This window comes from Paenibacillus solanacearum, from assembly GCF_910593845.1.
Lineage (GTDB): Bacteria > Bacillota > Bacilli > Paenibacillales > NBRC-103111 > Paenibacillus_G > Paenibacillus_G solanacearum.
Map to the genome: position 1 here is coordinate 1 of NZ_CAJVAS010000003.1, position 18,545 is coordinate 18,545.

General features: G+C 56.5%; 14 protein-coding genes. 12 read left to right on the forward strand and 2 right to left on the reverse strand.

What is annotated here, in order from left to right:
* Nucleotides 1-586 precede the first annotated feature (586 nt).
* Nucleotides 587-5,290 carry a hypothetical protein gene (locus tag KXG62_RS04475; RefSeq protein ID WP_218090734.1) on the forward strand — a complete coding sequence of 1,568 codons (4,704 nt, stop codon included), beginning with the start codon at nucleotides 587-589 and terminating at the stop codon, nucleotides 5,288-5,290.
* A gap of 289 nt (nucleotides 5,291-5,579) precedes the next feature.
* Nucleotides 5,580-7,775, forward strand: coding sequence for an S-layer homology domain-containing protein (locus tag KXG62_RS04480; protein WP_218090735.1), 2,196 nt, complete (start codon nucleotides 5,580-5,582; stop codon nucleotides 7,773-7,775).
* 190 nt (nucleotides 7,776-7,965) lie between these two features.
* Here KXG62_RS04480 and KXG62_RS04485 read toward each other — a convergent pair whose 3' ends face one another.
* Nucleotides 7,966-8,943, reverse strand: coding sequence for a hypothetical protein (locus tag KXG62_RS04485; RefSeq protein WP_218090736.1), 978 nt, complete (start codon nucleotides 8,941-8,943; stop codon nucleotides 7,966-7,968).
* Nucleotides 8,944-9,120: 177 nt separating this feature from the next.
* Between KXG62_RS04485 and KXG62_RS04490 the strand changes: the two genes are divergently transcribed.
* The 10 genes from KXG62_RS04490 (at nucleotide 9,121) to KXG62_RS04535 (ending at nucleotide 17,442) form a co-directional block, all read left to right on the forward strand.
* Nucleotides 9,121-9,318 (forward strand): hypothetical protein, encoded by a 198-nt coding sequence (locus tag KXG62_RS04490; protein WP_218090737.1) that lies wholly within the window; start codon nucleotides 9,121-9,123, stop codon nucleotides 9,316-9,318.
* 5 nt (nucleotides 9,319-9,323) lie between these two features.
* The gene (locus KXG62_RS04495; RefSeq protein WP_218090738.1) at nucleotides 9,324-9,914 is read left to right on the forward strand and encodes a hypothetical protein; all 591 of its coding nucleotides are present in this window, start codon (nucleotides 9,324-9,326) and stop codon (nucleotides 9,912-9,914) included.
* A complete protein-coding gene (locus tag KXG62_RS04500) occupies nucleotides 9,915-10,070 on the forward strand; it encodes a hypothetical protein (RefSeq protein WP_218090739.1) in 156 nt (51 codons plus the stop codon). It begins immediately after the preceding gene.
* Between the two features lie 52 nt (nucleotides 10,071-10,122).
* The gene (locus tag KXG62_RS04505) at nucleotides 10,123-10,620 is read left to right on the forward strand and encodes a DUF1572 family protein (RefSeq protein ID WP_218090740.1); all 498 of its coding nucleotides are present in this window, start codon (nucleotides 10,123-10,125) and stop codon (nucleotides 10,618-10,620) included.
* A 28-nt stretch (nucleotides 10,621-10,648) separates the two neighbouring features.
* Nucleotides 10,649-11,476 (forward strand): endonuclease/exonuclease/phosphatase family protein, encoded by an 828-nt coding sequence (locus tag KXG62_RS04510; protein ID WP_218090741.1) that lies wholly within the window; start codon nucleotides 10,649-10,651, stop codon nucleotides 11,474-11,476.
* A 193-nt stretch (nucleotides 11,477-11,669) separates the two neighbouring features.
* Nucleotides 11,670-12,440 (forward strand): ABC transporter ATP-binding protein, encoded by a 771-nt coding sequence (locus KXG62_RS04515; RefSeq protein ID WP_218090742.1) that lies wholly within the window; start codon nucleotides 11,670-11,672, stop codon nucleotides 12,438-12,440.
* Nucleotides 12,433-13,182 carry an ABC transporter permease gene (locus KXG62_RS04520; RefSeq protein ID WP_218090743.1) on the forward strand — a complete coding sequence of 250 codons (750 nt, stop codon included), beginning with the start codon at nucleotides 12,433-12,435 and terminating at the stop codon, nucleotides 13,180-13,182. The genes KXG62_RS04515 and KXG62_RS04520 overlap by 8 nt, the downstream gene beginning before the upstream one ends.
* Before the next feature lie 321 nt (nucleotides 13,183-13,503).
* On the forward strand, nucleotides 13,504-14,811 hold the full coding sequence (hisD, locus tag KXG62_RS04525) for a histidinol dehydrogenase (protein WP_218090744.1): 1,308 nt from the start codon (nucleotides 13,504-13,506) through the stop codon (nucleotides 14,809-14,811).
* A gap of 516 nt (nucleotides 14,812-15,327) precedes the next feature.
* Nucleotides 15,328-16,035, forward strand: coding sequence for a FadR/GntR family transcriptional regulator (locus KXG62_RS04530; protein ID WP_218090745.1), 708 nt, complete (start codon nucleotides 15,328-15,330; stop codon nucleotides 16,033-16,035).
* A 213-nt stretch (nucleotides 16,036-16,248) separates the two neighbouring features.
* Nucleotides 16,249-17,442 carry an MFS transporter gene (locus tag KXG62_RS04535; RefSeq protein ID WP_246627305.1) on the forward strand — a complete coding sequence of 398 codons (1,194 nt, stop codon included), beginning with the start codon at nucleotides 16,249-16,251 and terminating at the stop codon, nucleotides 17,440-17,442.
* A gap of 160 nt (nucleotides 17,443-17,602) precedes the next feature.
* Here the strand turns inward: KXG62_RS04535 and KXG62_RS04540 are convergent, their stop codons facing one another.
* Nucleotides 17,603-18,475 (reverse strand): LysR family transcriptional regulator, encoded by an 873-nt coding sequence (locus KXG62_RS04540; protein ID WP_218090747.1) that lies wholly within the window; start codon nucleotides 18,473-18,475, stop codon nucleotides 17,603-17,605.
* Nucleotides 18,476-18,545 lie beyond the last annotated feature (70 nt).

Below are 18,545 nucleotides of genomic sequence, written 5' to 3' on the forward strand. Positions count from 1 at the left end.
TATGGAAATGCAAGGTGCAATGACTATATTCGCTGTAAATCTAAAGCGAATATTGAAACTGATAGATTAAAAAACACAGCGAGTAAACCGATTTAGAGCCCCAAAAAAAGACATCCGCCCCTAAAAAATGGAGGTAGATGTCTTTTTGCAACTTATGAGGGACGCCAGTAGAAAAAACGGAAGTTCTTCAGTGGCCTGGCGATATACCGGACGGTCCTTTTCGTGTTTTGTGGCGAGCGGACCTTCCACCGGTGACACTATAATGTCAGAAGCGGTGGCGCTATCGTTCCCGTTTCCCGAACCTGGAACGATGTCTATTAATTGACGGGAAGTGGCAGATCGATTGACACCCGCCAGCCCGTTTTCTAAAATTGGGATAGTCAACCAGCAACTGGGAACCTACACAGAGCCTGTATGTGCACTTGCATACGGGAAAATTTGATGCGTCCCGATATGTCAGATTATTTCGACAATTTACGCGGTGATGCCATGATGGACGGCGCATCCACAGGAGGTGGGGAGGGGAGATCTAGCAGGCGGGCGTGGACTGCTTGCATATTTCAATCGTGAGAGAGAGGGAATGGTTGTGAATGGGACTGCCCAAAGGAACGGGAAACGCTTTTTCTCCAGATCGTCGCTCCATCTTCTGGTTGCTATGCTGATGGCTTTCAGTTCCATCGTTGCGCCTGCCGCCTCTCGGGCTGAGGCGACCGGCGATCAGCTGATCGATTTTGAATCGTTCGCGCTCGGCCCGTTAAACGGGCAGTTCGGATGGACGAACGCGAGCCCCGAAGTTACCGTGACGGATCAAGTGTACGCGGTGAGCGGGAGCAAAACCGTCAAAGTGGTCGACAATGACAAGACGAAGGCGATGGGGGCGCGGCTGCCGTTCCCGCCTCTGGAAACAGGCAGCGTCGAATGGTGGGCCAAGGCTGATACCGCCGACCGCTTCGTCATGCTGCTCGAAAGCACGGGAACAGGCGGAACGAAGCCGGTGGAGTGGATTGGCTTCCTGGCGAACGGAACGTTCGAGTATTACGACGGCGCAACGCGCCTTACTTCAAGCGAAACATACGAAACGGGAAAATGGTACCGCTTTCGCGTCGATGTCCACGCCGATACGCATAAAAAAACGATTTACGTTTTTGACGGCGACAATCAACTGCTGCTGTGGAAAAAGGATACTGCGTTCCGCGATGCGACCGCAGCGAACGTCAATCTGTTCCGCATCGCGACCATCAGTACGAGTGTGGGGACGTTCTATATGGATAATGTGCGCATACGCAGCGGCTTAGGGCTGCCGAATAGCCCGCTGCAAAGCTTGCAAATGGTTCCGGATTCGATCAATGTGCAAGAAGGACAGACGGGGCAAGTGCATTTGCTTGGCGGCTACGCGGACGGCGATGTCCGGCTGCTGGAAGAGCAGGCGTCCTATGTCGTGCAGGATCCCGGCATTGCTGCCGTCTCCCAAGGCATCGTAACCGGACTCGCTTCCGGCTCCACGGTTGTGACCGCTACGTACGGAGCGCTTCAAGCGTTTCTTGAAGTCAACGTGTTCGGGGCAGGCGAGGTGCCGCCTTACAAAAACATTCATCCGCGCACGCTGCATAAGGCGACAAGCATGACCGATCTGCATATCGTTGCCCCGACAGAGGGAGATTGGACCGCATTGGGGCAATCCATCGCAAGCAAGCTGCGCCAAAAGTGGAACATCGAGGCGCAAGTCGTCGCCCCGGATGTCGGGAAGTTCAGCGGAGGCTGGAGCGGCAATACGCTGATGCTGGGGAATCTCGGCAACAACCGGCAAATGGCGCGGCTGTACGGGCTGCGCATGTCGTATGCCGACGCGGTGTACCCGGGGACGGGAGGATACCAGCTGCAGACGGTCATTGACCCGTTCGGTCTCGGCGGGAATACAATCGTCCTTGGGGCTAGCGACGTGACCGGTGCGGGTGCAGGGACGAACCGGCTGCTTCAGCTCCTCGATCAGCAAACCGCGCTGGAGCTGCCATGGCTGGCTGAGGCGCAGCTTGCGCCGCAGACCGAGACGTACTTGCAGTACGACGGCCATCCGACCGAGGCGCAGCTTCGAACGGCGCTTACGAATGCCGATAAGTGGATCGCCGCATTGAAGCCGACGACCAATAACGAGGCGGATGCGACGGCGCTGCAGTATTTGTTCTCGCGGATCAAAATTTTCGGCGAAAACTATCAGCTGAGCGGCCATCCCGCTTTCGGCGAAATATACCGGAAGCTGCTCAAAGGCTATGCTGACTTTGTCAACCGCTATCCCGAACAGGCCAAATGGCAGCTGAACGAGTCCGGCAACATGTGGACCGACGGCGATACGCTCATTCAGAACTGGGCGGTCATGGAGGCGTCTCCGGTGTTCACGGCGCTTGACCGGAAGCAGATTACCTCTGCGCTCTATTTGACGTACGAAGCGAACGCGAAGGACCGGTATTTGGCGGTCGCGAGGCCGTCCGCTCCGCGCTGGAATCATGAAATATTCCCGGCGCTGTCTTTACTGGCCGGAAGTGATTTTTTCGGCAAATATTACCGGCTGCCGGAAACCGTCTCGTGGAAGCAGCTCGGGGACCGGATATTTACCGGCAATACGTCCTACATCAGTCTGGACGAAGGGTCCGACTATTTGATGCACGTGCCGATGACGAATATCGACTACGCGATGGCGACGGGCAATCTCGACTTCATTGCGCGCAGCCTTAGGCCGAGCGCCGATCTACACTCGATGATGATCGATAATTTGGGCACGATGTCGGGCGGCGGGGATACGTATCCGTTCGGCGCCAGCTCCGCCTATTCCTGGGGCCATGCGCAGGTGATGAATGCGGCGTCCTGGTTTTACGGCGACCCGCTGTACTTGTATTTGCTCGAACGGGCGAAGACGGGACCGTTCCCCGGACAGAAGATGAGCGATCTCGATTACCCGATCCATCGCTACACGGCTGCCGGAGACGGCGCAGCAGCGGAGCTGCCGGCGGGCAATTACGCCAAGCTGCAGGCATATCCTGTGGAGCAAGGCGTCTACGACGACGTCAAGGATACGGAACAAACGCCGCTGGAAGTACAGCAGGAAGACGCATTTCACAAAATGACGTTCCGCGAAGGGTTCGGCGCGGATGACAGCTACTTGATCGTCGACGGCTTCTCCGCCGGCAAGCACGGGCATCAGGACGGCAATGCGATTCTGAATTACAGCGCCAACGGCAGGCTGTTTTTGACGGACCGCGATTATATCGAGAATACGCCTGAGCATCACAGCGGGCTCGTTGTCGTCAAGGACGGCGAGCAGCGGAAGAAGCCGCCTCTGACCAAGCTAGAATGGGCGGCGGAGATCGACGGAACCGGCATCAGCCGCAGTACGGTGCCGAACTATAACGGAACCGATTGGCAGCGTTCGATCGTCAGTCCGAACGGCGATTTTTACGTCGTCTACGACGAGGTCTCCTTCCGCGAGAACGGCCGGTATGTATTGAAAAACTTGTGGCAATCGATGGGCGATGCGAGCATACGCAGGGATAGCTTCGAAGTCGAGCAGCAGGGCGTTACGATGCAGCTGCAAAGCCTCGATGCGTCCGATCTCCGGCTGCAGGACCGATACGGGCATTTCGTCAAGTATTGGAAAACGGTGTATCCGTATCCGTATGCCAATAAGGAAACGGTGCTCTCCGAGGTCATCGAAGAACAACCGTATGAAGCCGGCGAGCGCCAGCAGTTCATCAATGTGCTGTCGAGCCGCAAGTCGGATCAGCCGGCGCTGAGAACGAGAAGGCTGAACGAAACGACGCTGGAGATTCGGGATCGATCTGCCCGCTGGCTTGCGGTTCAAGCGGCTGTAGATTCCGAATCGTTCAGCTCCAACGGCGCGTTCCATCTTATCGGCGAAGGGCAGGTGCTGGCCGCCGAAGCGACGGAAGTGCGGATCGGCAGCACGGCGCTGCATTTTGCCCAGCCGGTCCTATTCAAGCTCGATACGGCGACGGGACGATGGACGGCTTACGGCATGCGCCAAAGCAAGGTACACTATGACGCGCAAGGCCAGCCGGTCCGGGATACCGCGATCGACTCCGGCACTGCGACGTGGACCAGGCCGATGCAGCAGCGCCTGGAGCACGCCGTGCTCGACAGGGAGAACCCGAGACAGTGGAAGAAGCCGCAGCCGGATCGGCGGGACCCCAGAGCGGATTGGCAAAAAGTATTCGCATTCCAAGGAACGGTGACCAGCTCCGCCACAGGCGATCTGAACGGCGACGGCCTGGAAGAGCTTGTGCTTGGAGGGAGCGACGGCAAGGTGACCGCGATCGCTCAAGACGGTACGGCGCTGTGGTCCTTCGCTGCGCAGGGCCGGGTGAACGAAGTGACGGTGCAGCAGCTTGGCGGGCAGCCGACAGTTTTCGTCGCGACGGAGAACTGGTACGTGCATGCGCTCGATGCGCAAGGAAGCGAGAAGTGGAAATACAAGTTCCCGAGTGACACCGCGCATCGGGAGCAGAAGGGCAACCTCGTCGGCATCACGAATGTGCGGGTCGCCTACGTGAACGGAACCGATCAGGAGCCGTGGGTGATGGTCGGCACGCAGTTCCGCTATATTTACGGGCTTGATCCAAGCGGGCAGCTGAAGTACGAGGATCTGCTTTACTATTATGGAATCCAGGATATGGAATTCGCTGATTTTGACGGCGACGGCAAGGAAGAAGGCATGTTCGGACTGGAGTATGCGTACTATGCGTATTGGAACGAGAAGGCGATTACGCGCAGCAGCGCAACCGGCGGACCCGGCTGGAAAGTGGCCGAAGCGCTGGAATCGTGGAGCGGAGATGAACCGCCCGCCGTTGCATTCGGCACGAAGCAGAATGAAGTGCGGCTCATCCAGTACAAAGGCAAGCTTCAGGAACGCTGGGTACGTAATGTCGGCGGTGAAGTGAACGATATTCGCGCAGCCGATTACAATGGCGACGGCGAAGTGGAAATTTTGGCCGGCACGGACGGCTTTCAAATGTATGCGCTGGCTGCGGACGGCTCGGTTCGCTTCCGTACGGCGCTGGAAGACCGCGTGCTGCTGGTGGACGGGTGGAAGCTCAGTGGCCAGACCCGTTACCTCGCTGCGGCGGACAACGGCCTGTTGTACACGCTCAGCGATCAAGGGGCTGTGCAGACCTCGGTACGGTTCTCGCATCGGATCGCCGGGCTGGAGCTGACGGAAGGCGGCAGCAAGCCATGGATCGTGCTGGAGAACGGAGAGGTGTATCGTCCCCGGTCGAGATAATGCGTTACGACCGGAGGTCTTGATACTTTTCCCGGGCATGATCGGTTGAATCGAAGTGATGCAGTATTGGGCAAGATCCTTGACGGGATCCTCGCAGTGCTGTGCTTCATGAAGCAAACAAAAAGCGTCTTTCCCTGCATTGCTGCAGGCGGGAGGCGCTTTTTGCTATGCCGTTAAAAATGTTTTTGCGCGTACCCCCCAATTATTGGCTGGTGCCCGAATGATTGTAGAGACGGAAGAAGTAATACTGAATAATGCTGTTATTTTATTTTAAGGGGAGATTTTATAAATGAAGCACTTGCCCATGAAAAAGCTTGTTGTAACCAGCTTGACTGCAGCGATGGTGCTCGGCGCCGGCACAAGCGCCTTCGCCAAAGACTCGAAAGACTGGAAGGACTGGGATAATCGGAAAGATTCGAAGCAGCAGAGCAGCAATAAAAACGACAACCGGGGCTGGAACGGGCAGAAGGGCAGGCTGGACTTCAAAGATATTCAAGGCAAAGATATGGAATGGGCGCTGCGCTATATTGCAAGCCTTGCATCCCGCAATATTTTTGACGGATATTCCGACGGCACGTTCCGTCCGAACGAGAAGGTCACCCGCATCGAGGCGATTACAGCGGCTGTCCGGCTGATGGGATTGCGCGATCAGGCGGAGTCGGCGACGGAAATGGCGACGAAGCTGAATTTCAAGGATGCGAATCAAGTGCCGGCATGGGCAGTCGGTTATGTGTCGGTGGCGCTGAAAAACGACTTGTTCGGCGAAGCGGATACGATGGTGCAGCCGAACCAGCCGGCGGACCGGCTGTGGGCGACGACGCTGCTCGTCAAGGCGCTAAAGCTGGAGAGCGAAGCGAAGACGAAAATGAACGTGAAGCTGTCGTTCTCTGACGCGAACAAAATACCGGCAGGCTCGGTCGGTTACGTCGCCGTCTCCGTCGAGCGGGGACTGGTGAACGGCTTCGAGGATAACACCTTCCGTCCAACGCAGCCGGTGACGCGCGCGCAAATCGCGGCATTGCTCGACCGGGCGGGAGATCAGCTGCCGGGTAGCGATGTCGGTGTCGTGACAGGCACTGTAACGACGCCGGTTGTCGGCAACGTGCTGACGCTGAACAAAAATGGTCAAACGGTAACGCTGACGCTCGACCCTGATGCCTTCATCTATCGAGGCGGTACGCGAGTAAGCGCATCGGCGCTGCAAGTCGGGGATGTTGTACGTACGCGTTCGTACAACAATGTCATTATTTTCGCCGAAGTGACGAACAATGTAGGCACATGGCCGACGCAACCGACCCAGCCGACGCTGCCTTCCGCGACCAATACGGGCACGCTCACTTCCGTTGTAAACAACAATCTGCTGACGCTGACAAACGGAAGCCAGACGGTCAGCTTGCCGCTGAATGCCGATGCGCTCTTCTTCCGCAACGGGGCGCAGGTGAACGCATCGGCGCTGCAAATCGGAGATATCGTCAGCACGCGTTCTTACAACAACGCTATTGTGTTTGTGGAAGTGACGCAGCCGGCCGGCAGCACCGGATCGCAGCCGACATACACCAGACAGCTATCCGGCACGGTCGTATCTACAGGCAGCAATGTGCTGACGCTGGTTAACGGCGGACAAGTGGAGAGCTTGTCGCTGAACAGCAGCGCGTTCCTGTACCGCAGCGGCTCCAAAGTAAGCGTCTCCGCGCTGCAGGTCGGGGATGTGGTCAGCGTGTATGCCTACAATAACACGGTAGCCATCGCCGAGGTGACGCAGACGGTCACCCAGCCAAGCAATTCCAACGGCACGTTGACAGGAACCGTGGCGGCGCCAGCTTACGGCAATACGCTTGTCGTAACCAGCGGCAGCCAAAACATTGCGCTGAACCTTGACACCAGCAATGCGTTCATATTCCGCGGAGGCGGTCAAACCGGTCCGGGTGCGCTGCAAGCTGGAGACGTCATCACGGTGCGTTATTACAACAATATCGTGGCATACGCCGAAGTAACGCAGCTGGCCGGAGGATCCTCAAATCAGCCGGTCGTTACCCAGACGACGGGAACGCTGCTGTCGGCCGTCAGCAATAACACGCTGACCGTGCTGAACGGCGGGCAAGCGTCGTCCCTTACGCTTAACGCAGGCGCGTTCATTATGCGTAATGGCGTCAGAGTCAACGCTACCGACTTGCAAACGGGCGATATTCTCAACATCCGTTCGTACAACAACGCGGTCATCTTCGTCGAGGTGACGCAGAACGGCAGCAACGGCAATCTCAGCTTTACGGCTGTGGGCACCTTCTCCAGCAAGACGCTGAACAGCCAAGGGCAAATTGCGACCATCTCGATCAACCAAACGTATACGAACGGCACGACGCAAACGATCACCTACACCGTCACTTCGCCGGTCACGATCTACGGAGATTCCTCCAAGCTGGTGGCGAACCAGCAAGTCGTGCTGCAAGGCACCGGCCAAACGGTAACGACGATTTACATTCAATAATCGCAGCTCAACCGCATGAACGCCTATGGACATCGTCCGGGGCGTTTTTTGCTGTTAGCTGTGCCCTTGAGAACGGCGAGGATATGAAAAAAATCCTCCTACGCGCGCAGGAGGAAAAGAAGTTCGACGGTATGGGCAGATCCCGCTCTCCGTTCACCCGTCTCGATGAAGACCGAGCGGCTGGTTTGCTTTAGGAGGCGCTGAAATCGTTAAAGTAATGTACGCCGTCAGAAGCCGTATCGCCCGGCGCTGTTCGCCGGTTGGTGCTGAACCATAGTTTATCCCCGTTGGCGACGCCGACGCTTTCGATTTCGAACAGGTCGGGATACGCAGCGGACGTGATACGGAACGACAAATTATTGTCCGCCAAAATAGTGCCCGAGGCCGTGGATATGTTGCGGTAAACAAGGACGATACTGACGTTCTGGTACGTCAGCGGAACGTAGATGGCATTGTTGTAATAGCCGAAGCCCTGGAATACATACGAGGTGATGTTCGATATGGTGCTTCCGTTGACCTTCGCATCTTCAATATTCAGGTAAAATCCGTAAGTCAGATTGATGGTGCCGCTGTTTGCAGTGAGCGGGAGGGTGCCTTTGTAGAAGGTGCGGCCGGATTTGAAGAGGAAGTTGATGGTGCTGGCGTCTTTGCTCGTAATTTTCACGCCGGACATTGATTTGTCCGCGCCGTTGTATTTGATCGTGTAGTTACCGACTTTGTAAAAGGTCGTCCCTACGTACTTCAGCTTCACAAGACTCATGCTGCCCGTGTTCATGGTGACGATGAACATATAATATTCCCCGTCGATGGTGCTCAACACGACATCGTTGGCATGGCCAAGGTAGGTGGCGTAAGTCGTGCCGTTATCGCCGTTGGTCATGAGGGTAGTGGTTCCGTCGCTCATCTTGGTGCGGTAAATGACGGCTTTCGTTTCGTCGCCGTTGATTTTTACGGAATAGGTGTAGGAGGACCCGACGGCAAATCCTTGTGCGGCGTTGCAGCCATTGGCATTACCGAGCGATGCGACGGTGGTGTAGGTGTTGTAATATGCGGCGCTGGCGGTGATGGGAACCATCATGACGATGCAAAGGAACATGGCGACAAACATGACAAGACGCTTTCTCGGTATTCCCAACGTTCCCATACTACTTGCAAACATTCGCTTCATACACTAACCTCCATAATCAATTGGTTTTTGATTGAATGAGCTTTCAAACCGGCGGTTTCGTAAGCAATTGTTCTATCGGTAAGAAATTGTTCACCCAACGATATCATTATATATTATTTTGAAACCGTAATCATTCGAAATTTTTGAGCTTGAAGGTGAGGTGACCTTGCCATTATTTTGGAAAACTTGGATTATTTCGGTGCGTCATCGCAAGCAGGCTTTTCCCCGTCGAGCGGACCGAACCGGGATATGAAGCTTCGCCTTTTCTTTTATTTGATTCCAAATATTGCTGGTTTTGATATAATAAAAATCAGTTTAGGGCATGCGGGCTGCGGTGACGCGGACCCGCTTCAGCATGTCGGCGCAAAGGAATGACGGCGATGAGCGAGCTGTACTTGTACCACTATTACGAAGCGGAGCACGGCCCGTTCAGGAGCTTGTCCGCGTTATCCGAAGAAGAAGCGGCGCGCGTTATGCAGGAGTTAAAGCGGCAAGGCGCTGCCTTTGCCGGCAAGCGGCCGGACGATTACATGACCGTTCGCAGACAGCTGGAGCAAAAAGCAAGGGACCTGTTCATCCGCAAAGGCGGCCGGCCGGCGAAGCCGTATCCGCATTATATGACACTAGGTGAATGCAATTGGATTCGGCAGTGGTACGTGGACGGACGGCTGCTGCGCGTACGGCTGGACGAAGTGGATCCGCTATCGATCAGCTTCACCTATGGAGATCTGTTCCCGACGATGAGATATGCGGACGGCAAGCCTTATCGGCAGCAGGTGTATGTGAAGCGCGAAATGATGGAGTTGATCGGGCAATACGGCTGGCCCCAGCAATGGAATGCGGACGGGGCAAACGGGCCGGAACGGTACATCGAGGCACAAATTTGGGATGATCGTATTCTTGACCTGCTCGTATCAAGACGCGTATGCGGTGGGGACGGGCAGACCATCGACGAAGGGGAGCGTGCATGAATGGACAACGGGATTGAGATTTGGACGGTGGAGCCGGAGGACGAGCAGCCGGAAGCGATCCGGTTTTATCGAAAGCACGGGTATAAGGAAATCGACAGGTTTGGGGCGTATGTCGACTGCGAGGCCAGTCTGTGCTATGAGAAGCATATCCGGTGAGCAATGTTTCGAAGGAGAGTTCATTTTATGTTAGCGCGGGGAGATGGGTAGTATGGATGCCGTGAAACGGATATTGATCCAAAAGTTTGAAGAGATCGAGAAGCGGATCCAGCTTGTTCTGGATCAACTGAACGACGAGCAGGTCAACTGGCGTCCGAACGAGGCAAGCAACAGCATTGCCAACCTGATCGTACATATTCGCGGCAATATTGGCGAGCGAATCGCAAGCGGCATCCGCAAGGAACCTAACACGAGAGATCGGGATCAAGAGTTTGAACCGGTCCAGCTTACGAAGGAGGAGCTGAAACGGATCGTGCGCGATTCGTTCGGCGAAGTCATCGATACGCTGCAAACGATCGGCCCCGATGTGCTGGCGCAAACGCAGCTCGTGCGCAGCCGGGAGCGAATGAATCTGGAAGTATTGATCACATGCGCGACGCATTTTTCGGAGCATATGGGGCAAATGCTGTATATCGCCAAGCTGTGCCTGGACGATCGCTATGTGACGACTTCGATCCCGAAGAAGAAGAGCGGACAAGTGATGCCTTAGCGGCAATGCGAAACGGAGGAAAATGGCGATGGAACAACGGGAACCGCAGCAAAAATGGCATCAGGAGCCGCATCAGGAACGGGAAGCTATAATTCGGGTGATGAGCTACAATATCCATAGCGGCATCGGGATGGACAATGAGTACGATTTGGACCGGATCGCCGGAGAAATTCGCGAAGCGGGTGCGGATATCGTCGGACTGCAGGAGGTGGATATGCATTGGGGCAAGCGGAGCCGGTTTCAAGACAGCGTCGCCATGCTGGCCGAACAGCTCGGAATGCATGCTTATTTCGCTCCGATCTATGAGCTCCCGCCGCAGAACGAAGGCGAGCCGCACCGTAAGTTCGGGGTTGCCCTCATGAGCAAATTCCCGATCGTTCGCGCGAGCAACCGGCCAATGACCCGGCTGTCGACGCTGTCGGAGGACCGGAATCGCGGCCCTGTGACGATGGCCGGAGTGGCGGAGACGCTGCTTGACGTGGAAGGAACCGAGGTTGCCGTCTATGTCGTGCATCTCGATTATCGTCCCGATCCGTCTGTAAGAATAATCCAGATTGGTGAGCTGCTGGAGATGATTGCGCAGGTCGAAGGACCGAAATTGCTGCTAGGCGACTTTAATGCGAAACCGGATGCTCCCGAGCTCGTCCCGTTGTTTGAGACGATGAAGGACAGCTGGCAGGACGTTCACGGAGACGGCGAGGGCCTTACGTTTCCGGCGGATCATCCGGACCGGAAAATCGACTACATCCTGAGAAGCTCGCATCTGCGTGCACTATCGTCGTTCGTGACGGAGACGAACGGTTCCGATCACCGTCCGATTACCACCGATTTTATATTGCATAACGCTGACAGGTAGATCGGTTACGTGAGCTAACGTTCCAATGACTTATGAACACGTCCGGCGCGCGCAAACCCAGGCACGCGTCTCCGGTGTCGTATAGCGGGGATCGAACCGAACCGTATCAGATACAGCGGTTAGCGGAATGATGATTTACTTTTGATCAAGTTTACGTTTAGGGGTCAACGCGTTGGAGGAGGAGGCAATCAGCATGACTGCGATGTTGACCTTACAGAAGCTGCTGAAGCGCCGATACGATGCGCCCGACCGGCCCTTATTTCACATCAGCGAAGCGGTGCTGGAGCCTGGGGAGCGCGTTGCGCTGATCGGTGCTTCCGGGCAGGGGAAAAGTACGCTGCTGCGTATTATGGCACGTCTGGAAGCCCAGGATGAAGGGGATGTATTGTACGGGGGGACATTTTACCGCGAATGGAGGCCGAATGATTGGCGCAAGCAAATAGGGTACGTTGCGCAGCAGGCGGTTATGCTCTCCGGCAGCGTCGAAGACAATCTGCAGACAGCGAGCCGGCTGCACGGTACGTCGTTTGACCGGGAGATGGCCGTGCGCTGTATGGAAGCGCTCGGACTGGCATCGTCCTATTGGGGGAAGCCGGCTGCCGAGCTGTCGGGAGGCGAGAAGCAGCGCGTTGCGCTGATCCGTTCGCTGTTAATGTGCCCGGCAGTGCTGCTGCTGGACGAGGTGACGGCGTCGCTTGATCCCGGCAGCAAAAAAGCGGTGGAGCAGCTGTTGAACGAATGGTCGCGGCGCGAAGGGACGACGAATATGTGGATTACCCACGATCTGGAGCAGGTGAAGCAAGTGAGCGACCGGGTCTGGTTTATGTCCGATGGTCAATTAATGGAGCAGGAAGAGACGCAGGCTTTCTTCGCATGTCCGCGAACGGAACAAGCCCGGCAGTTCATTTCCTGGCCGGGTGACAGCCGTCCCGCGGGCGGGGAGGAGGCGGTGCCGCATGTCTAATCTTGCTCTAGGATGTACCCTGGTGTTTGTCGCCGTCACGATGTTTTTATCCATTCGCCAGAAGCTTGGCCTCGAAAAAGAAATTGCCGTCGGCACGCTGCGTTCGGCGGTCCAGCTGCTTCTGATCGGTTATGTGCTGCATTATGTTTTTCATGCCGAGCAGCCGCTGCTGATTGCGGCGATCATCGTCATGATGATCGGCGTCGCTTCCTGGAACGCGGGAAGCCGGTCGCGTGGACTGCGGGGGATCCGGCTTCGTATTGCGGTGTCGATCGGCATCACGGAAGCCTTGACGATGGCGATCCTGCTTGGCCTGCGGATCATCGAACCGACGGCGCAGTTCATCATCCCGATCAGCGGCATCACGATCGGCAGCGCCATGATCGTATCCGGGCTGTTCCTGAATCAGATGAACCGCGAGATGGAGACGGCGCGCGGTGAAATCGAGACGCTGCTGGCGCTCGGGGGGACAGTACGGCAAGCGATCCAGAGCTCGCTGAAGCGGTCGGTCCGCGCCAGCATGATCCCGACGGTCGACGGGATGAAGACGGTCGGGCTGGTGCAACTGCCCGGCATGATGACGGGTATGATCGTTGCCGGTGCGGACCCGATTGAAGCCGTGCGCTACCAGATTCTGATTATGTTTATTTTGGCAGCCTCCGCCGCATTGACGGCGATGGTGCTCGGACTGATCAGCTACAAGCTGTGGTTTACCAGCGAGCAGACGCTGAAGGGGCGTTAGCCGAAGACGCCTGCAAGGTACCGAGGCCGGAATGGGAGATCTCCGAAAAAAGACATGGCAAGTCTTTACAATCGAATCGAATCTGATTATAATAACGTTCAATATCCGTAAAGGGGTTTTTCTCCATGATGTTCCAGCTTGATCGGAATCGGGCCATTCAACTACATCATCATAGCTGAGCGTTTGTACACGGAAAATTTTTCCGTAGGTGCAAACGCCATTTCGCGTTGTACCTACGGACACAAGAGTCATGTAGGTATTTTTTTATCCTACATGGCTCTTTTTTTGTTTAACGAATCGATTATTTGCGGAGGTAATGCCATGAAAACGATGATTTGCGATTATCCGAGAGACCGTGATCTGCTGAAAGAACGATTTGCGGAGCACACGAAGCTGTTTGACCGAAGTGTACTGTCGGGCGTGTATGCGATTTTCGACGACGTCGCGGAAAGAGGCGATACGGGAGTGCTGGAGGCAACGCGCCGATTCGACGGCGTGGCGCTGGAGGAGAGCGCACTGCCGGAAGACTACGCAGCGCAATGTATAGCATCGCTGGCTGCGCCGCTGAGGGGGGCGATCGATCATACGATCCACAATGTGATGCAGGTCAATCTGGCGCTGCTGCCTCGGTCGTGGGAGACGGAGATCCGGCCGGGAACCGTGATTGGAGAAGCCGTCCGCCCGCTCGATTCGGTCGGCATCTGGATTCCGGCGAGAAAAGGACCGCTGCTCTCCACCGCAATCATGCTCGTTGCGGCTGCGAAGGCAGCGGGCGTGCCGCGCATCGTAGTCGGAATGCCGCCGCTGCCTAGCGGCTTGGGCGATCCCGGCACCGTAGCGGCGGCGAAGCTGGTCGGGGCGGACGCGTTCGTCGTAGGCAACGGCGTCGCCGTTATCGCCGCATTTTGCCAAGGAACGGCGTCGATCCCGGAGGTGGACGGCGTGTACGGCCCCGGGCCGGGAGGCATCGCGGCGGCCATGAGCGCCGCCGTGGCGTACGGGAAAAAGACGGTCGTCGGTCTCGGGCCGACCGAATCGGCGATTATCGCTGACGCGTCGGCGGATGCGTCGCGCATTGCCTATGATTTGATGAATGAGGCGGAGCACGGCCCGGATTCGGTATCGCTGCTGGTCACGACAGATCGAAGCTTGGCTGTCGAGACGGAGAAGCTGCTCCGTCAATATATCGGAGAAGTGGAGGACGAGCGGCGCCGGCAGCATTTGCGGCAGGTGTTTGGAGACGGAGGGAGAGGGACGATCATCGTCGCGGTGGATATCGATTCGGCATGCGAACTGGTCAACGACTTTGCGCCGGAGCATGTCATGGTGATGTGCAGCAGCGATCGGGAGACGAGCGTACGGGAGCAGCTGAAGCACGCAGGCGAAATCGTGCTCGGCGAATATACGCCGTTCTCGGCGGCCAATTATGCGATCGGGATTACCGCCGTGCTGCCGACGAACGGCTTCGCCAAAGCGTTCTCGGGGGTGACCTCCAAGGATATGGTGAAGTGCTCCACCATAGGGAAACTCAGCCAGACCGCCTTGAAGCAGCTGCTGCCCGTCATTCAGCAAATGGGCGCCTACGAACAGCTGCCTTGCCACGTGAAAGCGGCGGAAATACGCATGTAGCTTTTCCGGGGCAAGAGACGGGCCGGCTTGCATGCACCGCATTTTTTGCAGATGAACCATGCCGCAGCGGCATGAGCCGGCGCGTGCTATGACAGGCGCGCAGCGCCGCTGCGAAGCGGGCTTGCCCCGATCTTCGCACATGATCGAGCCTCTCAGTCGTGCTTAGAGGCACCGCCCGGTTGGTCTGTCGAACCGAACCCTATGCGCCATCAAGCAAAGCAAGGCGTAAGACAGCGTAGAGGCGGCGGCAAGGCTTGAACCGCGCAACGCGGAATACGGATGGACATGTGTCTGTGAATGAGGCTTCTTATTCGGCCACCAGTGGAACAAGCCGGCTTTTGTTGCGGAAAACTTACAAAATATAGAAAGAAAGTTGCTCTTTCCGAACAGCTTCAGTACAATTTTTGCAGTGTAGTTGGACAGGTTGTGTTGTGGATGAAGGGTGCGAAATTTCCAAAATGTTGATTGAAGTTTCGAATCCGGCTGTGTTATGATGTGCTGACAGGAGATGATCAGATGAAGTCAAAGGTGACGTTTCAAGCGTTGAATCGCCATAAGCTGGTTGACGATGTCGTGATTCAATTGCAAAAGAAAATATCGAGCGGCGAAATACTACATGGCGAGAAAATTCCGACGGAGCCGGAATTGATGGAGCAGTTCGGCGTCGGCCGATCCACGATCCGCGAAGCGGTGAGAGTGCTTGTTCACGCCGGTTTGCTGGAGAAGCGGCAAGGCTTCGGTACATACCTGATCTCCGATCCCATTATTCAGGAGCCGCTGTCGCACCGGCTGCGCCGTGCGGAAATATTGGAGGTGTATGAAGTCCGGAGAATGCTGGAGATCGAAATTGCGAAGCTGGCGGCGGAGCGCCGCGATGGCGAGGATCTTAGCCTTATGCGCGAGCATCTGGACACGCGTCTGCAGGCGCTGGAGAAAGACGACATGGGCGGCTATTTGAAGGCGGACATCGCATTTCACCAGTCGGTGGCCGTGGCAAGCAAGAACGGAGTCGTCGTCGACTTGTACCGGACCTTCTCATCCGAGCTGCTTGATGCGCTGAACAAACTCGTGATGGACCGGGAGGCGCATGATCCGCATAACGCGTATCATGAAGGATTGTATGAAGCGATTAAAGCGCGGGATGCGGACGCCGCAGTACATTGGACGCTGCAAAATTTGAATGCTACCGTCGCGCTGCTGACTAAATCGGCCAAAACCGATTAAAAGCAGTTTGCCCTTAAACGTCAGATGATATGCTGAATAATTATGAAGAGGTGATTTCCATTGAGTCATTCAACCGTTCAACCGGCCCCGCAGGAATCGTTCGACCAAACGGCCGATCGGGAACCAAACGAACCGTCAGGCGCCGCTAGCAGCGCTGCCGGTACGGAGCTTCACGCCGCACCGGGCGTTTCGTCGCAAGCGACGGCATTTTCGATCATTTTATCCATCAGCCTTGTGCATCTGCTGAACGACTCGATCCAATCGGTCGTTCCGGCGATTTTCCCAATCCTTCACGAATCGCTGCGCTTGACGTTTGCCCAGATCGGGTGGATCGCGTTCACCTTGAACGTTACGGCATCCCTGCTGCAGCCGCTGATCGGTTATTATACGGATACCCGTCCCAAACCGTACTTGCTTCCGCTCGGCGTCGCCTTCTCGCTGATCGGGATGGTCGTCTTGGCATTCGCCGGCAGCTTCATGCAGGTCATCCTGTCGGTTATGCTGATCGGGATCGGCTCCTCCGTATTCCACCCGGAATCGTCGCGGGTGGCGTATTTGGCGGCAGGTCCGCGGAGAGGGCTGGCGCAGTCGATCTTCCAAACCGGGGGCAACATCGGTCAGGCGCTGGCTCCGATCTTCACCGCTTTGATCTTTGTGCCGCTTGGCCAATTCGGTATTATTTGGTTTACGCTGGCCGCAGCGGTGGCCATTGTCGTGCAAATATTCGTCGCCCGCTGGTACATGAGGGATTTGGCCAGCCGCCCGGTACGGAAGAAGGCGGCCGCAGCGGCGTATGCGCTGCCGAGAACGACAATCGCTTTTGCGCTGTTCATTTTAATCATGCTTCTATTCTCCAAATTCGTGTACGTTGCCAGCATGACCGGCTTTTACGCCTTTTACTTGATCGAGCGTTACAGCATTACGATCGAGCAGGCGCAGTGGATCTTATTCGCGTTGCTGGTTGCCGGAGCGGCAGGCACATTCTTCGGCGGCCCGCTGGCTGACCGGTTCGGAAGACGCAACATGATCTGGTTCTCGATTTTGGGTACGGCGCCGTTTTCGCTGCTTCTGCCGTACGTGAACGTGTTCTGGGCCGCGGTGCTGTGCGTCTGCATCGGATTTATACTGCTCTCGGGTTTTTCGGTTATCATCGTCTATGCGCAAGAGATGCTGCCGGGGAAGGTGGGGACGGTGTCGGGGCTGTTCTTCGGCCTCGCGTTCGGTCTCGGCGGCATCGGCTCGGTCGTGCTCGGTACGCTGGCGGATGTGACGAGCATTTCGTTTGTTATTCGTCTTTGCGCTTTTCTGCCGCTGATCGGGCTGCTCGCCGCCTTGCTGCCGAAGGACGAGAAGCTGAATCCCGGTTCGGCAGTGTCGGCAGACTCAACCGCTTCGGCTAAGCCTTAAGGAGCAGGAGGCTTGCCCCCTTGCCGCGGCTGTTGAACAGCGGGCTGCTATCCGTGTAACGGTGGATGGCAGCCCGTTTTATTTTGGATATACCCGATATGGGCGTACCGCTGTGTATAAAGCCGGATCGCGCGACAAGCGTCCGCTCTTTGCGCACGTCCTACTCCTGGGCGAAGTAGCTTATTAGAAATTCACGGAACGTATGCGCCGCCTGGGACATATACCGGGACTCGTCCCAGGCGAGCCGGAACGTGCGGCGAAAACCCGGATTCCGGATCGTTAATTTGATGAGCGGTGTCGCCTGATCGGATTTGCATGCGCCGACAAAGGCGACGCCAAGTCCGGCCCGCACCAAGCTGCCGATTGCGGCAGGCTCGTCGACTTCGCCGACGATTCGCGCTTCCATTCCCGCATCGCGCCGGAGCCGGTCATTCATTTGGCGAAACGGATGCCCTTCTTTATAGTCGATGAACGGCTCATCTGCAACCTCCGATAGCGCAACGCTGTCCCGCTGCGCGAACCGGTGGCGCGGGGGAACGGCGAGATACACTTCTTCGCTCAGCAGCGGCACCGATCGGACCCCTGATCGATTCGGAGGCATGGCGGTAATGGCAAAATCAATGTCTCCCTCATTCAGCAGCGTGCCGATTTCTTCCATCGAGGCTTGCTTCAAGCGAAACCGGGTTTCCGGATGCATCGACACAAATTCGCCAAGCGGCGTTGAAAAGCGCTCCAGCGTCGTCGTTGCCAGCACGACGGAGCCCCGTTCCAATCCAGCCATTTCGGTGATCTCCCTGCGCCCTTCCTCCAGCAAAGCGAGCGCTGCCTCGGTTTTCTTGAGAAACGCTCTGCCGTACGCACTGAGCTGGATTTGCCGGGTGCGCCGGTCGAACAGCGGGACGCCCAAATCTTCCTCCAGTCGCGCGATCGTCTTGCTGAGCGCGGGCTGGGCGATGCGCAGCTCCTGTGCCGCTTGGGTCAAGTGTTCCAGTCTGGCAACCGTTCGGAAATACTGTAATTGCAGCAGTTCCATGCGCGTCGTTCTCCTTTCATTCATATACCAGAGTATATATATAACATATAATAACATCTATTTTTCATTA